Source organism: Arenibacter nanhaiticus, assembly GCF_900141935.1.
Classification (GTDB): Bacteria; Bacteroidota; Bacteroidia; order Flavobacteriales; family Flavobacteriaceae; genus Arenibacter; species Arenibacter nanhaiticus.
Map to the genome: position 1 here is coordinate 224,408 of NZ_FQYX01000003.1, position 18,910 is coordinate 243,317.

Below are 18,910 nucleotides of genomic sequence, written 5' to 3' on the forward strand. Positions count from 1 at the left end.
ATAAAAGGCGCCATGTTTGGATAAACTCCTTATAGGCTTCACCTAAGGCCGCTTATAAGGGTGACATTGGTAACGCCCTGTTGAGGTTTTTGCAGTTTATTCCTGTTGAGGTGGCAAGGGCGTTTACTGAACAACAAACATCTTGCCTCTTTGAGGGGTCGTATTTCGGAGGTCCTTGCGTAGTGCAACGGATACTTATCTTGGATATAGAAGGCTTATTTTAAAATGTGGTTTCTATGAAGTATTCCCCAATTCATCGCTTCATTAATTAAATTCTCTAGGGTTCTTCCGTGTGGTGTAAGCTCATACTCTACGGTAATCGGTTTGGTCTCCTTAACCGTTCTTGTAATCAATTCGTTTAATTCCAATTCCTGCAAATCTTTTGATAATTTTTTTGGGGCAATACCTTCTACAGCTCTTTTTAATTCCATAAAACGCATAGTTCCGTTTAATAATAAGGTTCCTATGATTTTAATTTTCCATTTTCCGCCCAATAATTCCATGGTATCACCAATAGCCCTTATTTGTCCTTTGCATTGTGGTGATAATTCTATTTTCTGTTTCATCTGTTGTACTGTTTAATAATGGTTTCCTTTAGGAAACTAGTTTCCTAAAGGAAAATAATACCTCAAAGATAGCAACAAGGGCATACTTTTGTAGCATTGATTTATACTTTCTAAAATTAAAAATATGAATAACAAAAAATTTTTAACCATTCACAGTGCAGTGTATGCTTTATTTGCAATTGGGTTATTTGTGATTCCAAGTATTTTATGGCCTTATTATGGATTACAATTAAACGATAAGTATGCCGTTTTTTTATCGCAACATACTAGTATCTTTTTAGGTGGAATTGCCATTATTGGTTTTATGTTAAAAAATGTAGAGGACAAAAGTGACGTTGCCAAGCAGTTAATGATGAGTTTATTGTTGACCAATATCCTTGGAGTGATAGTAACCTTGTATGCTTGTTTTACCGGTATCTTTTACGGATTAGGATGGTCAGATCCCGCCTTTTTCATTTTCCTATCGATTTTGAGTTTTCTGCAATGGAAGCGCAATTAATTGAAGGAAGTTTAATTTAAAAAGTAAATATTATGCCAGTAATCATGTATGAGGTTTTCCCCACAATGGTCCATTTGGCGATGAATTAAAAAATCAATTAAGTGAGTTGGCAGCATCTATCAATCGGGAACCCGGTTTAATTTAGAAGCTGTGGACAGAAAATCAAGGAGAAAAAACGGGCGGTGGCGTGTATTTATTTGATACAAGAGAAAGTGCCCCTAAATTTTTGGCAATGCATTCTGCGCGTCTTACAAATTTTGGATATACAAATATTAAAGGTCAAATTTCTGAGGTCAACCAAGGGCTAAGTGAACTTAATAATGGTCCAATAAAATAATCGCACAAGCAACGATTGGGCTGTGTAATAAATAATAACGGAAAATATGAATAGTCAAAAAGATAATAATCCACTTTTATGCGATGTAACAACAGGAATGTGTGAAATGCCGATAGGCACTAGAGAAGCGAATCAAGAGGGAATTTTGGCCGAAGAAAAACCTATTAAAATTTTATATTACACAGATCCTATTTGTTCTTCTTGTTGGGGAGTTGAGCCGCAACTTCATAAGCTTAAATTAGAATACGGGCATCTATTAACCATAGATTACAGAATGGGGGGCTTATTGCCCGACTGGAGTTACAACAGTGGTGGAATAAGTTCACCTAAAGATGTTGCTGGTCATTGGGATGAGGTAAGCTTGCATTACGATATGCCCATTGATGGCGATTTGTGGTTAGAAGACCCCATGTCATCATCCTATCCGCCATCAATTGCATTTAAGGCGGCACAACTGCAAGCCCCTAAAAAAGCAATTCTTTTTCTTAGGCAAATGAGGGAGTTAATGTTCCTGTCAAAAAAGAACATGACCAAGTGGGAGAATATTCTATTGGCAACAAAAGATAGCGGTTTAGATACCGAACGCCTGTTAAGCGATTATAAAGGTAAGGCTGTAGCTCTTTTTAATGAAGATTTACAATTGGCTAAAAAAAATGGGGTAAGGGGGTTTCCTACCTTTATATTTAGCAATAAGGAAGGAGCATCAGAATTCATATACGGAACAAGACCGTATGATGTTTTTGAAAGTAAGGTTTTAGAACTTGTTCCAACAGCTGAAAAGAAGGCTTATGATACTTCAGTAGATTATTTGTTCGAAAAGTTTAATTCCTTAACGCTAAGGGAGTTCTCCGAGCTATCTGGTTTGGGTAGACAAAAAAGTAAAAACCTTTTAGAGCGGTTGTCCGAGCGTAAATGGCTTTCTAAAATACAGTCTAAAAACGGAGACCTTTTCTTTAAAAGCGAAAATTGAATATAATTTTTGCTAACTGTCACAAATAAAATAAGTTGCAGGTTTATATGCGATGAAATTCCAAAGAAAACTGGGAACTTTAAACTTGCAACTACCTTTGGTTAGATCAAGAAATGAGCAATTATTTAAATAAAGTATACCAGTCGTAAAAAGAAATTATAGTTACTCCTTTTTCCTAGTTGGAAAAATCAACAATTGTGTCTGTTGCTATTAATTCATATGTTTCCAAGTTTTTAGCAGCTGTGTTACTTGCTAGAAAAAAGACTAAAACGGTAAAGATTATTTTGTTATTTTTCATCTTTAATCGTTTTCTAATTGTATTAGTCTTATTAATGTTTTTTGCCAGTTTTTTGACTGCCCAGTCTTTAATTACGGCCCTTGTACTCCTCAAAATAGCAATAGAATATTTTGGTATCATTGCCTCAATCCATAAAAGATAGCCTACTAGGGGCAATGGTGGCGAGTTACGAAGGGGAAAACCCTACCTTAATTTTAGAAAGCATTGAAAAGTTTATGTATACTACATGAAAGGCTATTTAAACCAAAGGCATTGTACTTTTAGCTTGTTAAAAAAGAAAATAAGTAGGGCGTGCCACCTAAGAACCTATTTCGTTTGTGCTTAGAGGAACAAGGGAAGAATGCCGAAGGAAAACGACATTCCAATTTAACCCAATTGCGTATTTTCCAATTCATACATTGAACCATTGCTAATTATTTGTGTTGAATCCGCGTTAGGGATCGCAGCGGCATCCCCGCAGCAAGGCAAGGGATATAGCGAAGAGCCCGCCCGACGAAGGAGGGAACGCCCAAAGTTACAGGCCATTCCATGAATGTCAGGATAGTTAGCTACCATGCTAGGGGCGTATTCATGCCAATCCGTTATCCATAAAAGCACGGTAGTCAACAGTACCTCCCCCGCTAAATCGCGGGACTACAGTTCAATATGACTTTTGGATGAATATTGAAGAAATGCATTTTTTGTTACATTATAGAAGGTGAGCGCAGCTAAAAACCGCTTTTTAGATCTCGGTGTCGAAAATACATCCCCCTTGTTCGTTTTCTTTGGAAAAGCGAAACAAACCGTCTTAGAAGGTTAACGAAATCCGTTAAAAAACCACTAAAAACCACTAAAAACCACTTGAGCTAAAATGAAAGGAAAACGAGAAGTTTTAGGCATGAAGCACTGTCCTTAAAAAGTAAAAATCCAATGATAAGATAAAACACTAAATCGCAAGGTATGGAGACCATGTAAAGGTAGCCATATGATAGTGTTGTATTTTATCAGAACACCAATAATGCTAACAACGATTTTGAGTTACTTGCGCAGCCTGAACGGGTCACTGAACAAATAAGACATGAGGCAGTATTTTCTTTTTATGGGTTTCTTTAGTTTGGTTGTTGTAGCTTTAAGTTATAAAGCAAGTAGGAGTATTAAAAGTGTTGTGATATAGTTTTTTATGAAAAATTTATCGGAGAGAATTCGACGATTTACATGGAGCTTTCAAAATTATACATTAGTCGATTATATTGCCTGTTCTTTACATGACAAAGGTCAAGACGGGGCGCTTAAAGATGGTCGGGATCCATGAAGCCAACAACAAGTTGGTATAGAAACCCAGGGGCGGTACCGCAATAAAAATGATGTATTTTTCTTTGGAGATGTCGCTATTGTAGAAGAGTATTACAAAAATTTATAATGGAATTTTTCGATTGAGTAGCTAGGGCGCGGAGTAATGGAGGCGCTTATTGTTTGGGCGTTGCCAAGGGAAGCGGTTGAAATAACCAGCAGTACGATGTAAATAGGGCTTTATACTTTACATAAGCGATAAGAATTGTTTTTTTGGAAAAGCAGATTACCAACTTCTTAACAAATATAGGGGTAGTGCTAAATTCTATGTCGGTAATAAGTTTTATAACAAAGACAAGAATACTCTGGGCAAACACGAAGTTTACGGAAAGTGGTTGCCGGGTTGCGGGGCTTTGTCAAGTCAGTTTAAAAAATTCAACCCAGCGAAGATACCAACAATGTAAGGGGAGTCTAAAATATGCCTATACCGTAGACGGCTTGTCATCTGTGGCCCATATAGGATATAGTAGAACAAGGAGCTAACTTTTAGGAGTAAGGAGGTTTTAGAGGAAGTTGATAAGTCTAATTACTTTATCATTTTTAAGACCAAATTACCTCGCAATCGTATTTTATGAATACATGAAATGAGGGTTTTTAATAAATTGAAAATCAGTTAATAATGTAAAAAATAAAATAGGTTATAACTTTTGGTTATCCAAGGAAAATGTGTCGTATTCATCCATCGAAAACGGCCTGTTGTTCTCCAAGGCATATTGAAACCTAGAAAGCAAACAAAGGTCATGGAATAGGGGGATGTCGACAGAATTTTGGAGTGTGAATTAGCAAGCTGCTTTCTAAAATATCACCCCAAATATCATCAATCTAGACATCCATGATTATATGCCTCGTCCCTTTTCCGTATCAAAATCCCTAGCCGTTAGCCCATAATTTTATAGCAGGATTCGCCCAAATATCGAAAACGAATTTATTCAGGGGAATAAGGAGTACTTAGAGCATATAAAAGAAAATGATTTTTCCTGCTGCGCGCAGCACAATTTTTATGAGGAATTGATTATCCCAAACGCTGAACTAAATGCCGCACATTAATTGAATGTAAGTCTAGGTACCTTACTGAAGATCAAGCCCAAAAAATATCATTTAACGATAACACAACAGGGGTGGGGGTATGCATATGCCACGGCAAGAAATGGAAAGCTTTAAGGTTTCCAATCCATACCGTTTAGATATTCTGGGAATACATGGAAATGATAATAGAGTATTACTTTCTCATTTTTTTTAGAGGCTTTTTCAAGTTTGGTCATTAACCAGTTCATCTGTTCTTTTCCAAGGGCCCCATTCCATTTAGGGGAACTTAATTTATTCGTAATAGGTGGTTACAAAATCACCTAAATGTATCGTATAAGTCAGATCCAAGGTGTTAAAATGTGCTGTACAATGCTCTAGTTTTTCTTTTGATTTAGAATATTTTCGTGCCCCTGTGCCCTTTATACTACAATATTGGCAATCAGCAATGATCCCTATTGAAAACTGAGGCTTGTCTTTTTGGAACATTTTGTCTTGATTTTGTTGACCATAATTGGTGAAAAAAGTTAACAGAGCAATTAATAGTACCACTAGGAGTTTCCGTATTTCCATTTGGTCCTTTATTTGATTATTTTTCAATTTTAAAACTGGCACTAACAGGATAATGATCGCACAAATACCAATTGTCCTTGTAGCGTCACTAGGGAGGGCGCTTGACTTTTGAGCCATTGTTGCACTTTTATTCTTCTATCTTGATCTTTACCCCAATCATATCCGTTCCAAATATTGTAGGGGATGATTTTTAAATCATGAAATTTATGTTGTCTAGATACTGCTAGGGCTCAAGAGCGATAAGGTTCGCAATAATATCAGTTCTTATAGAATTCTTCATTTTTTTGATTAATCCGGTTTTTAGATATTTCAAAATCTATGAAAATTTATTGGAATACGACCTTCGTACTGGTATGATACAAATGCCTTTTTATTCGATGCGCCCTACTGTTCTGGCTTCTTTCGTTAGTTGTTTGTCAAATTGTATGATAAGTTCGTTAAGTTTGCTGACTACTTCCGGATACCGGTGGGCTACATTCTCTTGTTCTCCTAGATCATTTTTCAGGTCGTACAATGAAACAGGGAAGTTTTTATTGCTGTCATATCCGATACTTTTGGCAATGTGCAATTTCCATTTTCCCAAGCGTACTGCTTCTACCGAACCATTGGTGGCGTAATAATACAATGGATATTCTTGAAGTTCAGATGTGGGGTTTTTGAGGAAATGTTTAAGGTTTCTACCATCTATAGAGCTACCAAGGGGTAGTTTTCCGCCTGTTATTGCTGCCAAGGTAGGCATCAGATCCATGGTGGTAACCAGTTCATTTGAAACTACTTTTGATGGAATTTGGGATGGCCAAGTAATTATTCCGGGCACCCTTTGTCCTCCTTCCCAGGTTTGGGTCTTCCAGCCACGAAGGGGTAGGGCAGCTCCTCGATTGACAGCCCGATGAGGGCCATTATCAGAGGTAAAGACAATTATAGTGTTCTCAAAGAGGCCCTCTTCTTTTAAAAAGGAAACTATTCTGCCCACGTTCCAGTCCAGTTCAGAAATTACATCCCCATAAAGTCCGTAGGACGTTTTGCCTTCAAATTCTTCGGAAACATGCAATGGGATATGAGGCATAATGTGCGCTAGGTAGACAAAGAAAGGGGCATCCTTATGGTCTTTTATATACTTAATAGTGGCATCCGTAAATCGTTTTGTCAGGAATCGTTGGTCTGGTCCCGATTCAATTTGTTTTTCATTTTCAAACAACGGTAGCGGTGGGGATTGGAAGTTAATCTCTCGGTATAAAAAAGAGTCCATGTCGTTGGAATAAGGAACGCCAAAGAAATAATCGAAACCCTGGTTATTGGGCATAAACTCGGGTTGGTGGCCTAAATGCCATTTGCCCACACAGGCTGTTTGATATCCCACATCTTTTAACATTTCGGCCATAGTATATTCATTTGGCGATAGACCAGTATCGGAGAATGGACGTAGTACGGACTCATGAAGTCCCACTCGTTTGGGGTAGCTTCCTGTGAGTAGTGCGGCACGAGAAGGGGTGCATACCGTGGCCGGAACATAAAAATCAGTAAAACGAACGCCCTGTGAAGCCAATTCATCAATATGAGGTGTCCGATAGGCCGTAGCGCCATAACAGCTCAGATCGGCATATCCCTGGTCGTCCGTAAAAATTACAATGATATTGGGCTTGGTAGTTTTTGTGTCCTTTTCTTCTTTATCTGATTTGCCTCGACACGAAAATAAAAGTAGACCAACTATCAATGATATTGAAAAATTTCTATTCATAGGTGTAACATATTAACAGCACTATAAGCACATTTGAGAACAATATAAAAAGAAAAGAGCGATTAATACCACCTTGGTTACATGGAGATTCTATTAAATCGCAAATTAATCAACCTAACTCAGCTGTCTTGCAATTCCATATGTATGAAGACGTACACTTAGGGTTTGGGTAAGGGTTAGGAAATGCTTTTTGGGGTATAGGACACATTTAAAATTTTGTAGTATTAGTTGGATAGCTAAAAAGAGGTGTGTTTTTTAATATCGATTAACAACACGTATCCCCGCCAATTTAATTACGGAGAAATCGATCTTATCGCTGATAAGCACTGTATTTGGAGCAGGAGAATTGAGGAGAGGTTTAAATTTTTTTTTGGTCTTAGCAGTGTTTTTTAAAAAAAAGAGGGGATAAAAAAAGGTTCTGATTTTTAGTAATATCAATATATTTTAGGGATCAATCTTAATAAATACGCACAAGTCACCTCTTATATTAACTTGGCCTGATACTCGGTAGGAGAAACCCCGGTAATCCCCTTAAATTGTTTGTAGAAATAGGAAGGGCTATTATACCCGCTTAAGTAAGCAGATTCCGTGATAGGAATATTATCCTGCGATATTAGTTTACAGGCATGTCCAATACGGACTTCGTTTAAAAAGGAAGAAAAGGTCTTTTTAGTTCTTTTTTTAAAATAACGACAAAATGAGGTTTTGTTCATGCCGATTAAGGAGGCGGCCGTTGTCAATTGGATGTCTTCGGTGAAATTATCCATAATATATTCAAAAACCTTGTTGATTTTATTGTCGCTGTCAGTGATGGTATCTACAAATAAAGGACTCGCCAATAACTGGTAGTTTATAGATTTTGCGGCATAATTTAAAATGTCAATAAACTTTATTAAGCGATCCATTCCTTCAAGTTTTAATAAAGAAGTTATTTTTTTTGCTAAAACTTTTCGGTCATTGTCCACAAAAACAATCCCCCTTTCAGCTCTTTTGAAAAGAGATTTAATGTGTTTGGACTCTGGTAGCGACATAAAGTTGATGCCTAAAAAATCCTCTGGAAATTGTATGACAATGGATACACATTTTTTTTGTTGCGGCAATTGGTCTTCAAAAAAGTTGCTTTTCCAAACATGGGGCAAATGAGCCCCGACCAAGACGACTTCTCCTTCAGAAAAGGCGTCTATGGAATCTCCTATGTATCTTCCTCCTTGGCCATGTTCAATATAAACTAACTCTATCATATCATGGAAATGCCAATGGTCATCAAAATACTCCCTTACATCTTTTCTAATATGGAAGGCCTGTTCAATGGGGTAATTGAGTTTGTGGAAATTTGCTTTCATGGTTTCAAAATGGTCAGTTTATGCAAATATAGAGAATGTATTTGTTAATATAATAAAACTCCCACCCGTTGGATGCCAGTAAATTGCGAGATCATAAATAACAACCAAAATTTAATTGAATACCTATGAAGAAAATTATTGAATTTTTTATGGTACCGCTCCTATTGTTGGTGTGGTACTCGGGAAATGCACAAAATAGTACCGTCAAGGGAATAATATTATCGTCAGGTGACGACATGCCCTTACCAGGGGTTAGTATTGTTATAAAAGGCACTTCAAAAGGTGTGGTGTCCGATTTTGACGGGAAATTCTCTATTGACGCCAGTTCAAGTGATGTACTTGTTTTTAGCTATCTTGGCTTTAGCACCAAGGAGATAGCGGTGAAGAACCAAAAAAACATAACAGTGGTTTTGGAGGAAAGCTCCCAAGCGCTGGAGGAAGTGGTGGTCCTTGGTTACGGAACTCAAAAGAAGACAACATTGACAGCTTCGGTGTCCTCGGTAAAGGGAGATGAACTTGTTGATGCTCCAGTTGCTTCGGTTGCCAATACTCTTGGGGGACGATTATCAGGCCTTTTAACAACCCAAAGCAGTGGGGAACCAGGGTTCGATGAAACGACTTTTAAGGTCCGAGGTATAGGTACTACCGGAAATTCTGATGCCTTAGTAATCATAGACGGTATCGAAAGGAGTATCACGAGTATAAATCCAAGGGATATTCAAACAGTTACGGTACTTAAAGATGCCGCTTCTGTTGCTCCATACGGATTAAAGGGGGCTAATGGGGTTGTTTTGATAACAACCAAAAGAGGTATGGAAGGTAAAGCAGAAATCTCCTTACATTCAAGTTATGGGTTTCAAACACCAACCAATCTGCCAGAGCAGCTTAGTTCGTACGAATGGGCAAGTTTAAAAAATATTGCCTTTGTAAACGATGGCGGTGATCCAACAAATGTACCGTTTTCAGAAGAGGATTTGACCAAATTCCTGGACGGGACTGATATAAACCGATATCCTAATGAGGATGTTATGGATCAATTAATAGATTCGGCTCCAATGGCTTCTCATGGCTTAACAGTAACTGGAGGAGATGATAAATTTAAATATTTTGGTTCTCTTGGATACCTAACCCAAGAAGGAGTTTGGGGTGATGCTACTAATTTTCAGCGCTATAACTTAAGCTCTAATATCGATTACCAATTGTCCGAGTCTACTAAATTTGGGATAGACGTATCTGCCTCGTTAAGAGATGTGGAAACCCCTTCCATAGGTGCCGGACAGATCATTTTTGGATTCTGGAGGTTGAATTCTACAAATCCTATTTTTTACAATAATGATAAAAATACCCCGGCAGGCTACTTCGAGAGAAATCCATATTTGGATATCAACCATAGTGGTTATTTTAGGAGTAACGATTATAGGTATGCCTTTACTATTCGGTTGGAACAGAAAATAAAAGAAATTCCAGGTTTAACTATAAAGGCTAATCTAGCGATAGATAAAAGAGATGTTACCAATAAAACGTGGAGAACGCCTTACACCTTTTATCAATTAAACAACGATAATAGCCTTTCTGGCTTTACAGGAAATATCCAAGCCCCTTCTTTGACCGAATTTTATGGAGGATCTCGACAATTGACAGGACAGCTCATTGCAGCCTACAATAATACTTGGGGAAAACACAGTATAGATGCTATTACTGTTTTTGAACCTAGAGATGGTACCAATGATCCGAATATATTTAATAAGACGCTGTCCGTGACGCGTACTAATTTTAATTTGGACTTAGATGAAATATCTACAAGTGGTAATTCTAATCCAGACGATTTAAGCGCCAGTGGTTTCTCTCAAAGTCAGAGACAGGTAGGCTACGCGTATCGGGCCACTTACGATTATGCGAAAAAATACATTCTAGAAATAGGAGGGAGATATGATGGACACTATTTCTTTGCGCCAGGGAAACGCTTTTCCTTCTTTCCTAGTTTTTCTGGGGCATGGAGAATTAGCGATGAAGATTTTTTCGCTAGTCAAACAATCAATAACCTTAAGTTAAGAGGATCTTGGGGTAAGTCAGGAAATCTAGCAAGAGGAGGAGCATTTCAGTACTTGAGCCAGTTTATTGTTAGTAATAATGTTTACGCATTTGATAGCGGTACAGTTTCTGGGGTCTATGAATCCTTAGATCCAAATCCGAACATTACTTGGGAGAAAGCTACTAAATATGACTTAGGTGTTGAAGTAGATTTGTTCAATTCCGATTTGGGGATAGAGTTTGATGCTTTCTATGAAAGACGCTCGGATATGCTTATCGCGGCCAACGTTGTAGTGCCGAATGAATTTGGCATCGGTATTGGAGAAGAAAATAATGGGGTTATGGAAAATAAAGGCCTTGATTTTTCGGTGAACTATTACCACGGTTTTTTTGATGATTTTAAGATTGATGCGGGATTTAATTTCACCTATGCCAAAAATAAAATATTGGAAATTGCAGAGAATGATGCCACTTTAAATGACCCGGAGAGAAGTAGAACTGGGAAGCCTCTAGGGACCCGATTTGGATTAAAATCTTTGGGGTACTTTCAAAATGAGCAGGAAATAGCAGCAACACCTTACGCCGTAAATCTTGGGAATATTCAACCAGGAGATGTTAAGTATTGGGATAGAAATGAAGATGGGGAAATCAACGATAAGGATAATGTTGTTATAGGGAATTCCGCCTTTCCTAAAGTGACTTATGGGTTTAATTTAGGAGCCCATTACAAGGATTTTTCTTTAACCACTTTTTGGCAAGGTTCTATGGGAGCCGATACTTATTTAAGCGGTTGGGGAGCACAAGCTTTTGAACAGTCCAACGGAGTAGCCTTTAAAAACCACTTGGATTATTGGACACCTGACAATTCAAATGCAGAATACCCCAGGTTAACTTCTAACCCAGCAGGATATAACTATTGGGGATCTTCACATTGGATAAAAAGCGGAAATTATTTAAGGTTAAAAACCTTAACCCTAGCATATTCGTTAAAAGAAATACCAAGAATTAACAATGTCAGGCTTTATTTGTCTGGTCAAAACTTGTTGACTTTTACGAATCTGAAAACAGATGTAGATCCAGAGAATCCAAATAATTATACGGGGTATTGGCAGCAAAAAACACTTATTGTAGGTGTTGATGTGAAATTTTAAAATATAAAAGACAATGAAAAAAAATAAAATATTAAATCTGTTTTCACCGGTATTAGGCTTGCTTTTACTGATATTTACCGGTTGTAGTGAGGAATTTGTGGAAACGCAACCAACAGCTTCAGTAACTTCAGAGGCCGTCTTCTCTTCCTATAACAATACAAATATTTTTCTTAATGGGATATATGGCAGAATCGGAGGCGATTTTTGGTTTGGATACGATCCACAGTCCAATTGGTCCGATGATAGTATGACGACTTTTGGTTGGGTTACCTCAAGAAATGCCATTGCTCGAAGAGATTATAGTACTTCCAATGCGCCGGTAGGCAATGGCACTTGGACCAATAGTTATGGTAATATTAGAAGAACGAATCTTTTAATAAATGGGGTTTTAGAAGCTCCAGAGGGGACTTATTCCGAAGAAGAAAAAAATCATCTTATAGGACAAGCGAAATTTTTAAGAGCCTACTTTTATTTTAATCTTGCTAAATCCTTTGGAGGTGTACCTTTAATAGATAAAGTATTGAGCAGAACTTCAGGAGAAGATATAGCCTTTCCTCGTAGTAGTTATGAAGAAACGATCGACTTTATTGTAAAGGACTGTATGGACGCGGCCCAATTACTTCCAGAGTTTTGGTCAAATGATGGTTCAACTAGAGCAAGTAAAGGTGCTGCCCTAGCTCTTAAGGCAGATGCCGAGTTATTTTCGGAAAGATGGGGCGATTGTGTGCAAACCTGTCAAGATATTTTTTCTCTGGGGTACGGTATCGTAGAAGATTACGAATCCTTATTTAGACCAAAAACGGAGGACAATGAAGAAGTTATTTTTGATATCGAATTTAATGAATCCAGAGCACATGATGCAGAAGTATTTTTAAGTCCAAGGGTTGACCCACTTACCGGAGTCGCCGCAGGATGGGGGCATTTATTGCCAACCCAACAGTTAGTGGATGCCTATGAATTTAAGGATGGTTCCGAGGGAGATGATCCTGCACATGCCGATGACCCCTATACAGGCAGGGATAATAGGTTTTATGCTTCTATTTTATACGATAATTCGGATTGGAGAGGCGGAAAAATTTTCACTAGGTTCGATCCAACCGTACAACAAGGTACCTTTAGCAATTCCTTTGATGAAAACCATACCCATCAAGGAACCCTCACTGGCTATTACTTTAAAAAATACTTGGATCCGGAGGTGGTTCCAAGCGAAACTACTTATTACGGGAAAAGTGTTGGAACTACAAATGCCATCATTTACAGATATGCAGAAATTTTATTGATGTATGCCGAGGCAAAAAATGAATTGTCCGGTCCAGATGGGACGGTTTATGAAGCCGTTAACCGATTAAGGGAAAGAGGAGGCCTGATGCCATTAAGTGGTTTAAGCCAGAGCGAAATGAGAGAAAAAATCCGTAATGAACGACGTGTAGAGTTGGCCTTCGAAGGGGATAAACGATATTGGGATATTATTCGCTGGAAAATTGGCGGGGAAGTTTTGAATCAATCCAAGCAAGGAATGCGTATCGAAGAAGAACCGGACGGATCCTTAGTACACAAAAGAGTTGATGCTTTTGGAGGAGAAATGAGGTTTAATGAGCCTAGAGATTATTTGTTTCCTATTCCTGAGCAAGCAATAGAGGTTAACCCAAAATTGGAGCAAAATCCTAATTGGTAAGAAATTTTTTAGTTGGTTTAGTTTTCAAAACCTCTAGGCAATAAGTCTAGGGGTTTTGTGTTAAAGTCACATCTCAGGATATTGTCTTGAAGAATTTTAAATCGATCGAATTTTAAGTAATAGAATATGTATACGCAAATATAGAAATGTAATAATGTAGGACTTCTAAATCGAGTTATTTTTTGTGCTAAGTAACACTTTACGCTATCTGTGTCAAATTGCTAAATCACTTAAATAAAAATATTGGGGATGCAAATATCTTTATTTGCATTATGGCTTCTGAGGTATAGAAGTCTTAAACTCACGATAACATATTACAAACTAGCTAGTCTTGCATTAAAGCAGATCGCCCCCCATCGATCAGATAAGTGGATCCAGAAATAAAACCGGCAAGATCAGATGCTAAAAAAGCGCAGAAAGTGCCGATATCTTCTGGGGTGCCTAGTTTTTTTACAGGGTGTAAAGCTATGGTTCGCCTACGTTCTGCTGTTGGGTCTGGAAAGCTGTCGAACCATTTTTGATTTCCTACAGTATCGATAAATCCAGGAGCAATTCCGATAGTTCGGATTTTAGGACCCCATTCAATAGCAAGGGATTGAACTAAGCCTTTTAAGGCAGTTTTGGTGACATTATAAGGAAAACATCCCGGAATGGTAGCCTCACAATGGTTCGAGGTCATAATGAGAATAACGCCGTTTTCGCTTTTCTCTAACCATGGTTTACAAAGAAGGCTTAATTGCCAATGCGATTTTAGGTTTAAATCGGTATTAAAATCCCATTGTTTTTCGCTACAATGATCTGCACCTTCAAAAACATTAACCCCTGCATTAGATATCAAAATATCTATACCGCCATATTTTTCGACAGTAGCTTCAACAGTTCTTGTCATTTGATTAATATCCGTTACATCGCAATAACTATAGTGTCCATTAGCGTCTTCCATAGTCAGCATTTCAGAGAATTTCTTGGCATCTTCAGTATTTTCTTTAAAATTAGCACAGCCCGTGATAGTGCAACCTGCCCTTGCAAATATTTTGGCTATTCCAAATCCTATACCACTGGTCACGCCTGTAACCAAGGCTGTTTTTCCTTTTAAGTCAATCGAAAGCATAGTTAGTTTTAAATATAAAATCCTTCTTTGTTTTCTCGTACACCTGGATGTTTTTCCAATTCTGCCTCGATCAAATCTACTCCTAAACCAGGTCTGTTACTTAATTTTAAATAACCGTTTTCAATATCCAATGGACGGGAAATTATCGAATCGCGCCAAGGGACATCTTTAAAAATAAATTCTTGCCTAAAGAAATTGGGGATTGTAGCACAAACATGTCCAGAAGCCAGCGTCGATAAAGGACCATTAGGATTATGCGGTGCTATTAAGACATTATAGACTTCGGCCATGCTAGCCATTCTTTTCATTTCGGAAGGGCCTCCGCAACGAGTAATATCTGGCATAATATAGTCGCAAATATGTTTCTCTAAAATAGGCCGTATCCCGTATCGCGTATAGTGTCGTTCCCCTACACAAATAGAAACATTAGAATCTATCCTATCACGAAAAGCCTTTAGCGTATTGGTGTTTTCCGGACCCGCTGGTTCTTCATACCATGTGATATCTAGTGCGGCCATTCTATTGGCCATACTAACTGCTATATTAAAATTTAGCATCGCATGGGTTTCTATCATAATATCCATATCCTTCCCTACGGCCTCCCTCACTGCTTTACTCATTTCAAAAGCTTTGTTCTGATCAGACATGGACAAGGATAGATTTGTGTCTAGATCATCGCCGTAAAAATAATTCGTATGGGCAAACGGATCAAATTTTAATCCGGTAAATCCGGCAGCCTTAACTTCTTTTGCTTGTGAAACATAATCATTGCTATTGTGTTCGCCTTGGGTAAACCAATAATTAGCATAGAGTTTTATGTCAGTTCTAAAAGCCCCTCCCAGCAAGTCGTACATAGGAACACCGAGAGCTTTGCTCTTTAAATCCAATAACGCCATATCGATACCCGAAATGGCACACATGCTGGCGCCAAAAGGTCCAACCCAATTCAGGTCTCGATAAAGCTTTGTTCATATAAAATCTATTTTCATAGGATCTAGGCCTATAATTCGGTTTCCAAGTTCTTTCGCTGCCGCTTCTACAATTTGGCTTCCAGGCCAATTGGTAGCTTCACCAACTCCTGTTAGACCATCATCGGTATAGATTTTAAGGAAGGTCCAATTGTATTTTACACCTTCTACTAGCCATACTTTAACGTCAATTATTTTCACTTCTTTTTATTTTGATGTTAGTCTATTTTTAGTTGAAAATAGCAATAGATTTATACGGACACAAAATCAATTCATTTCTATTGGCATTAAAAGTGGTTCATGGTAAAAGCCATGTGTTATTCAAACATAAGGGTAATTTCACCTCTTAATACTTTATCTTTTATAGAGATTCTTCCTTCACTATGGGGAGTTCCGTAAAATGGTTCCGAACCATTATTGGAGTAATCCGCAATCAGCCAATGAATATGCTCTTCTTGCAACCAGGTTCTAGAAGATTGATCTCCCTTTGAGAGCACCGTAACCTTGCTTCCTTTTTCATTGGAAAGTGAGGCATAGAGGATATTTCGCTTTGTAGATCGGAAATCATTGCTGCCCAATTCATTGGCATCCTCTTTCCAAGAATGTAATGGTTTTATACCCCATGGCGCCACACCACTCGTGGAAACGGCATTTAATTGTGCTGTTCCTTTATTTCTTCCTATATGGTCATCGGGGTAAAGAGTAAAATCTCCTTTCCTTTTCCAGGCCAAGCGATCAAAAGATTTGGGCAATATCATAACTAAACCATATTGATACGGAGATTCCTGTTTTGATATTTCAGAAATAGTATAGCGGGCATTGAAGTATCCCTTGGAATCAAAGGTATACTCCAAGACTCCCTTCCCTTCCTTAAAGGTTACATCGATCACCATTTTAATTTCTTCTTCAGATTTTTGGATGTCAAAATTTGTTGCAAATTTTATAAACCATGGGAAATTTTGAAGTGGTGAGATATTTCGTTGATAGGTCTCTCCGGCAATATTGTTTTTTCCACCGTCTTCGCTGTTCATAGGTACAACCGAAAATAAGGGTCCCTCCTTGATTATGGTTTGGTCGTCTTTTGCTATAGAATTGATAGCGCCTGTTAATTTGCTTACCCGATATCTAATTTCACCTTGACGCATAAGATAAGAATCTTGGTTTTCTTCATAAGAAAGAGTCTTTTTTTTGGGGTTTTCTATGACTACCTCTTCCCTAAAATCATAATACTCTTCTTCGGCAATAAATCCGAGAGGGTCATAGAATGTCATTTTAAGGGTTTTGACTTTTGTTTTCGAAGGAATGGTTATCACTCCTTTTTTTCTTGGGCGAATTTTACTTTTTATCTGATGTTTTTTGCCATTTATTTCAGCAATTATTTTGATATCCTCTAAAGAAGTAAAATCATAGCGGTTCTCTACGTGTAATTGTACTTTTTCACCACTAAAGCCCTTGTTTATAATTCTTATGGGAGAATATGCTTTCTTAACACCAAAATACTCGGGTTTTGGTCGTCTCCATCCATCTAATGGTCCCCATGGGCCATACCCAACTATTTTTCCATTGGGCAAATGAAAAGTATCATCTATACCACTCCAAATAGCTCCACCTAGATTATTTCGATGAGCATATATAGAGTCGTAAAAGGTAACTAAAGGTTGGTTATAGGCATCACGTACTCCCGGGTCGGTCAACAGCTCTCTTCTGTTATAGGTAGACAAATGCGCATATTCCCCGAACAAAGTAGGTCTGGACATGGTATCAGTGGCTGCCGGGCCATTGATGCCAGGGTAGTGGTAGTTGGCTATGTCTGCAGTACTTCCGGCATTATTGAACCCTCCCCAGCATTGATCATGAAAAGCATTTGGTCTAGAAGGGTCCATAAATTTAACGAACTGTTTTACCTTGTCCCATAAAGGGCTCCAACGAGATTCGTTGGCAAGGGACCAAAGGATAATAGAAGGGTGCTTTTTGTTTGCCTGGATATTTTCAATATTGGCCATTAACATATAGGGCAAAAATTTCTCGTCTTGGTAATTCCAATGCCCCCATATAGGAGAGGCATGGTGCTGAATCCAAGTTAAGGAAGCTTCACTTTCTACAAAGAGTCCCAAACGATCTGCGGCATCCAAGAATTCTTCCGAAGGAGGGTAATGCGAGGTCCTGATATAGTTACAATTTGCTTCCTTAAAAAGTTTGGCGTCTAAGCGTTCTAATTCTGGTGTCAAAGATCGACCAGTAAGCGGATGAACCGCATGGCGGTTTACCCCATGAAGTTTTATTGGATGCCCATTAACAAAAACCTCTCCCTTTTTAATGTCGACTTGCCTAAACCCTATATTTTGAACGTTTTTTTGTAAAATTTCCCCGTTTTTGACCAATTCGGTTTGCAACTGATACAAATATGGGTTCTCTGGGTTCCAATGCTTAGGGTTGTTAACCTCAAAAATCACATCGGAAATAGTATGGTTTTTATGGTCCTTACTCGTGCTTTCTAAAGATAGTCTTTTGTGTAGCTTTTGTTTGCCCTTGGCGTCTATTAGGGTATAGCGAAGCTGCATATCCGGAATATCAGTATCTAAGAGGTCTATTTTAGTTTTAATTTGCAGTTTGGAATTCTGAAACTTTTTATCAAAAGTAGTGGTAATGGTTATATCCGAAATATTCGATTCTGGCAAAACAAACAAGCGTACCTTTCGTAATATTCCCGCGACGGTATGGGCAGCATATTGTGAGGTACAACCTAAAACATCACTGATCGTATTCGCCCTTACGGCCACTTCTAATAAATTGTTGTTCGCTTTTATTTGATTAGTCAATTCGGCCTCAAAAGGAACAAAACTGCCTTCGTGTTCAACAATAGGTATTCCATTTAACTTTACAAGAGCATGGGAACTAACAGCGTCAAATTTGATGAAAATCCGCTTGTTCCGCCATTCCTTGGGAATTTCTATATTTCTTTGATAATAGGCCGTTTCCCCTATATTTAACTCGTGCCCCTGCATGACCAATTCCCCAGGGACTTCTACAGGGATTGGTGAATTATTGTTAAGAGCAACCTGCCATGTCCCATTTAGGGATATCACTGGGGTTTTTATGTTTTGCACTTCTGTAGGAATAGGGGATAATCTTGGGACTTCAAGCTCGGTCTCTTGAAGTATCGGATGCTGATGTCCCTGGGATTTTACTTTTGTGATAATCAAAAGTAAAAAGACATATAAAATAAGCGGTATTTTATGGTTCGATAGCTTGTGGTAGCCTTTATTGGTTTTCATGCTTTGTTTTAAAGTGTTATTAT

General features: G+C 38.1%; 11 protein-coding genes and 2 pseudogenes. 5 read left to right on the plus strand and 8 right to left on the minus strand.

The window, feature by feature from the left end; translation table 11 throughout:
* Positions 1-215: 215 nt before the first annotated feature.
* Positions 216-566 carry a winged helix-turn-helix transcriptional regulator gene (locus BUA16_RS03280; RefSeq protein WP_072763208.1) on the minus strand — a complete coding sequence of 117 codons (351 nt, stop codon included), beginning with the start codon at positions 564-566 and terminating at the stop codon, positions 216-218.
* A 124-nt stretch (positions 567-690) separates the two neighbouring features.
* On the opposite strand from BUA16_RS03280, the gene BUA16_RS03285 reads away from it, so the two are divergent.
* From BUA16_RS03285 to BUA16_RS03295, 3 genes and pseudogenes are all read left to right on the plus strand, one after another.
* Positions 691-1,065, plus strand: a complete 375-nt coding sequence (locus BUA16_RS03285; RefSeq protein ID WP_072763209.1) for a hypothetical protein — start codon at positions 691-693, stop codon at positions 1,063-1,065.
* 67 nt (positions 1,066-1,132) lie between these two features.
* Positions 1,133-1,402 (plus strand): annotated as a pseudogene (locus BUA16_RS19190) (monooxygenase); the annotation flags it as partial.
* 46 nt (positions 1,403-1,448) lie between these two features.
* A complete protein-coding gene (locus tag BUA16_RS03295) occupies positions 1,449-2,372 on the plus strand; it encodes a DsbA family protein (protein WP_143150444.1) in 924 nt (307 codons plus the stop codon).
* 2,944 nt (positions 2,373-5,316) lie between these two features.
* Here the strand turns inward: BUA16_RS03295 and BUA16_RS03305 are convergent.
* The 3 genes from BUA16_RS03305 to BUA16_RS03315 all read right to left on the minus strand — a co-directional run bounded on the left by BUA16_RS03305 (position 5,317) and on the right by BUA16_RS03315 (position 8,676).
* On the minus strand, positions 5,317-5,712 hold the full coding sequence (locus BUA16_RS03305; protein WP_072763212.1) for a metallophosphoesterase family protein: 396 nt from the start codon (positions 5,710-5,712) through the stop codon (positions 5,317-5,319).
* Positions 5,713-5,965: 253 nt separating this feature from the next.
* Entirely contained in the window at positions 5,966-7,333 is a 1,368-nt protein-coding gene (locus BUA16_RS03310; RefSeq protein ID WP_084668423.1) for a sulfatase family protein, read from the minus strand.
* A 482-nt stretch (positions 7,334-7,815) separates the two neighbouring features.
* A complete protein-coding gene (locus BUA16_RS03315) occupies positions 7,816-8,676 on the minus strand; it encodes an AraC family transcriptional regulator (protein WP_072763213.1) in 861 nt (286 codons plus the stop codon).
* Between the two features lie 125 nt (positions 8,677-8,801).
* Between BUA16_RS03315 and BUA16_RS03320 the strand changes: the two genes are divergently transcribed.
* Entirely contained in the window at positions 8,802-11,858 is a 3,057-nt protein-coding gene (locus BUA16_RS03320) for a SusC/RagA family TonB-linked outer membrane protein (protein WP_072763214.1), read from the plus strand.
* A 13-nt stretch (positions 11,859-11,871) separates the two neighbouring features.
* Positions 11,872-13,533 (plus strand): RagB/SusD family nutrient uptake outer membrane protein, encoded by a 1,662-nt coding sequence (locus BUA16_RS03325; protein WP_072763215.1) that lies wholly within the window; start codon positions 11,872-11,874, stop codon positions 13,531-13,533.
* A 325-nt stretch (positions 13,534-13,858) separates the two neighbouring features.
* On the opposite strand, the gene BUA16_RS03330 is transcribed toward BUA16_RS03325, so the two are convergent.
* The 4 genes and pseudogenes from BUA16_RS03330 to BUA16_RS03340 form a co-directional block, all read right to left on the minus strand.
* The gene (locus tag BUA16_RS03330) at positions 13,859-14,644 is read right to left on the minus strand and encodes an SDR family NAD(P)-dependent oxidoreductase (protein WP_072763216.1); all 786 of its coding nucleotides are present in this window, start codon (positions 14,642-14,644) and stop codon (positions 13,859-13,861) included.
* A gap of 8 nt (positions 14,645-14,652) precedes the next feature.
* Entirely contained in the window at positions 14,653-15,498 is an 846-nt protein-coding gene (locus BUA16_RS03335) for a mandelate racemase/muconate lactonizing enzyme family protein (protein WP_245795514.1), read from the minus strand.
* Positions 15,493-15,813 (minus strand): annotated as a pseudogene (locus tag BUA16_RS18820) (hypothetical protein); the annotation flags it as partial. The gene BUA16_RS03335 and the pseudogene BUA16_RS18820, both read right to left, overlap by 6 nt.
* Before the next feature lie 116 nt (positions 15,814-15,929).
* Positions 15,930-18,887, minus strand: a complete 2,958-nt coding sequence (locus BUA16_RS03340; protein WP_072763217.1) for a glycoside hydrolase family 2 protein — start codon at positions 18,885-18,887, stop codon at positions 15,930-15,932.
* Positions 18,888-18,910: the final 23 nt, after the last annotated feature.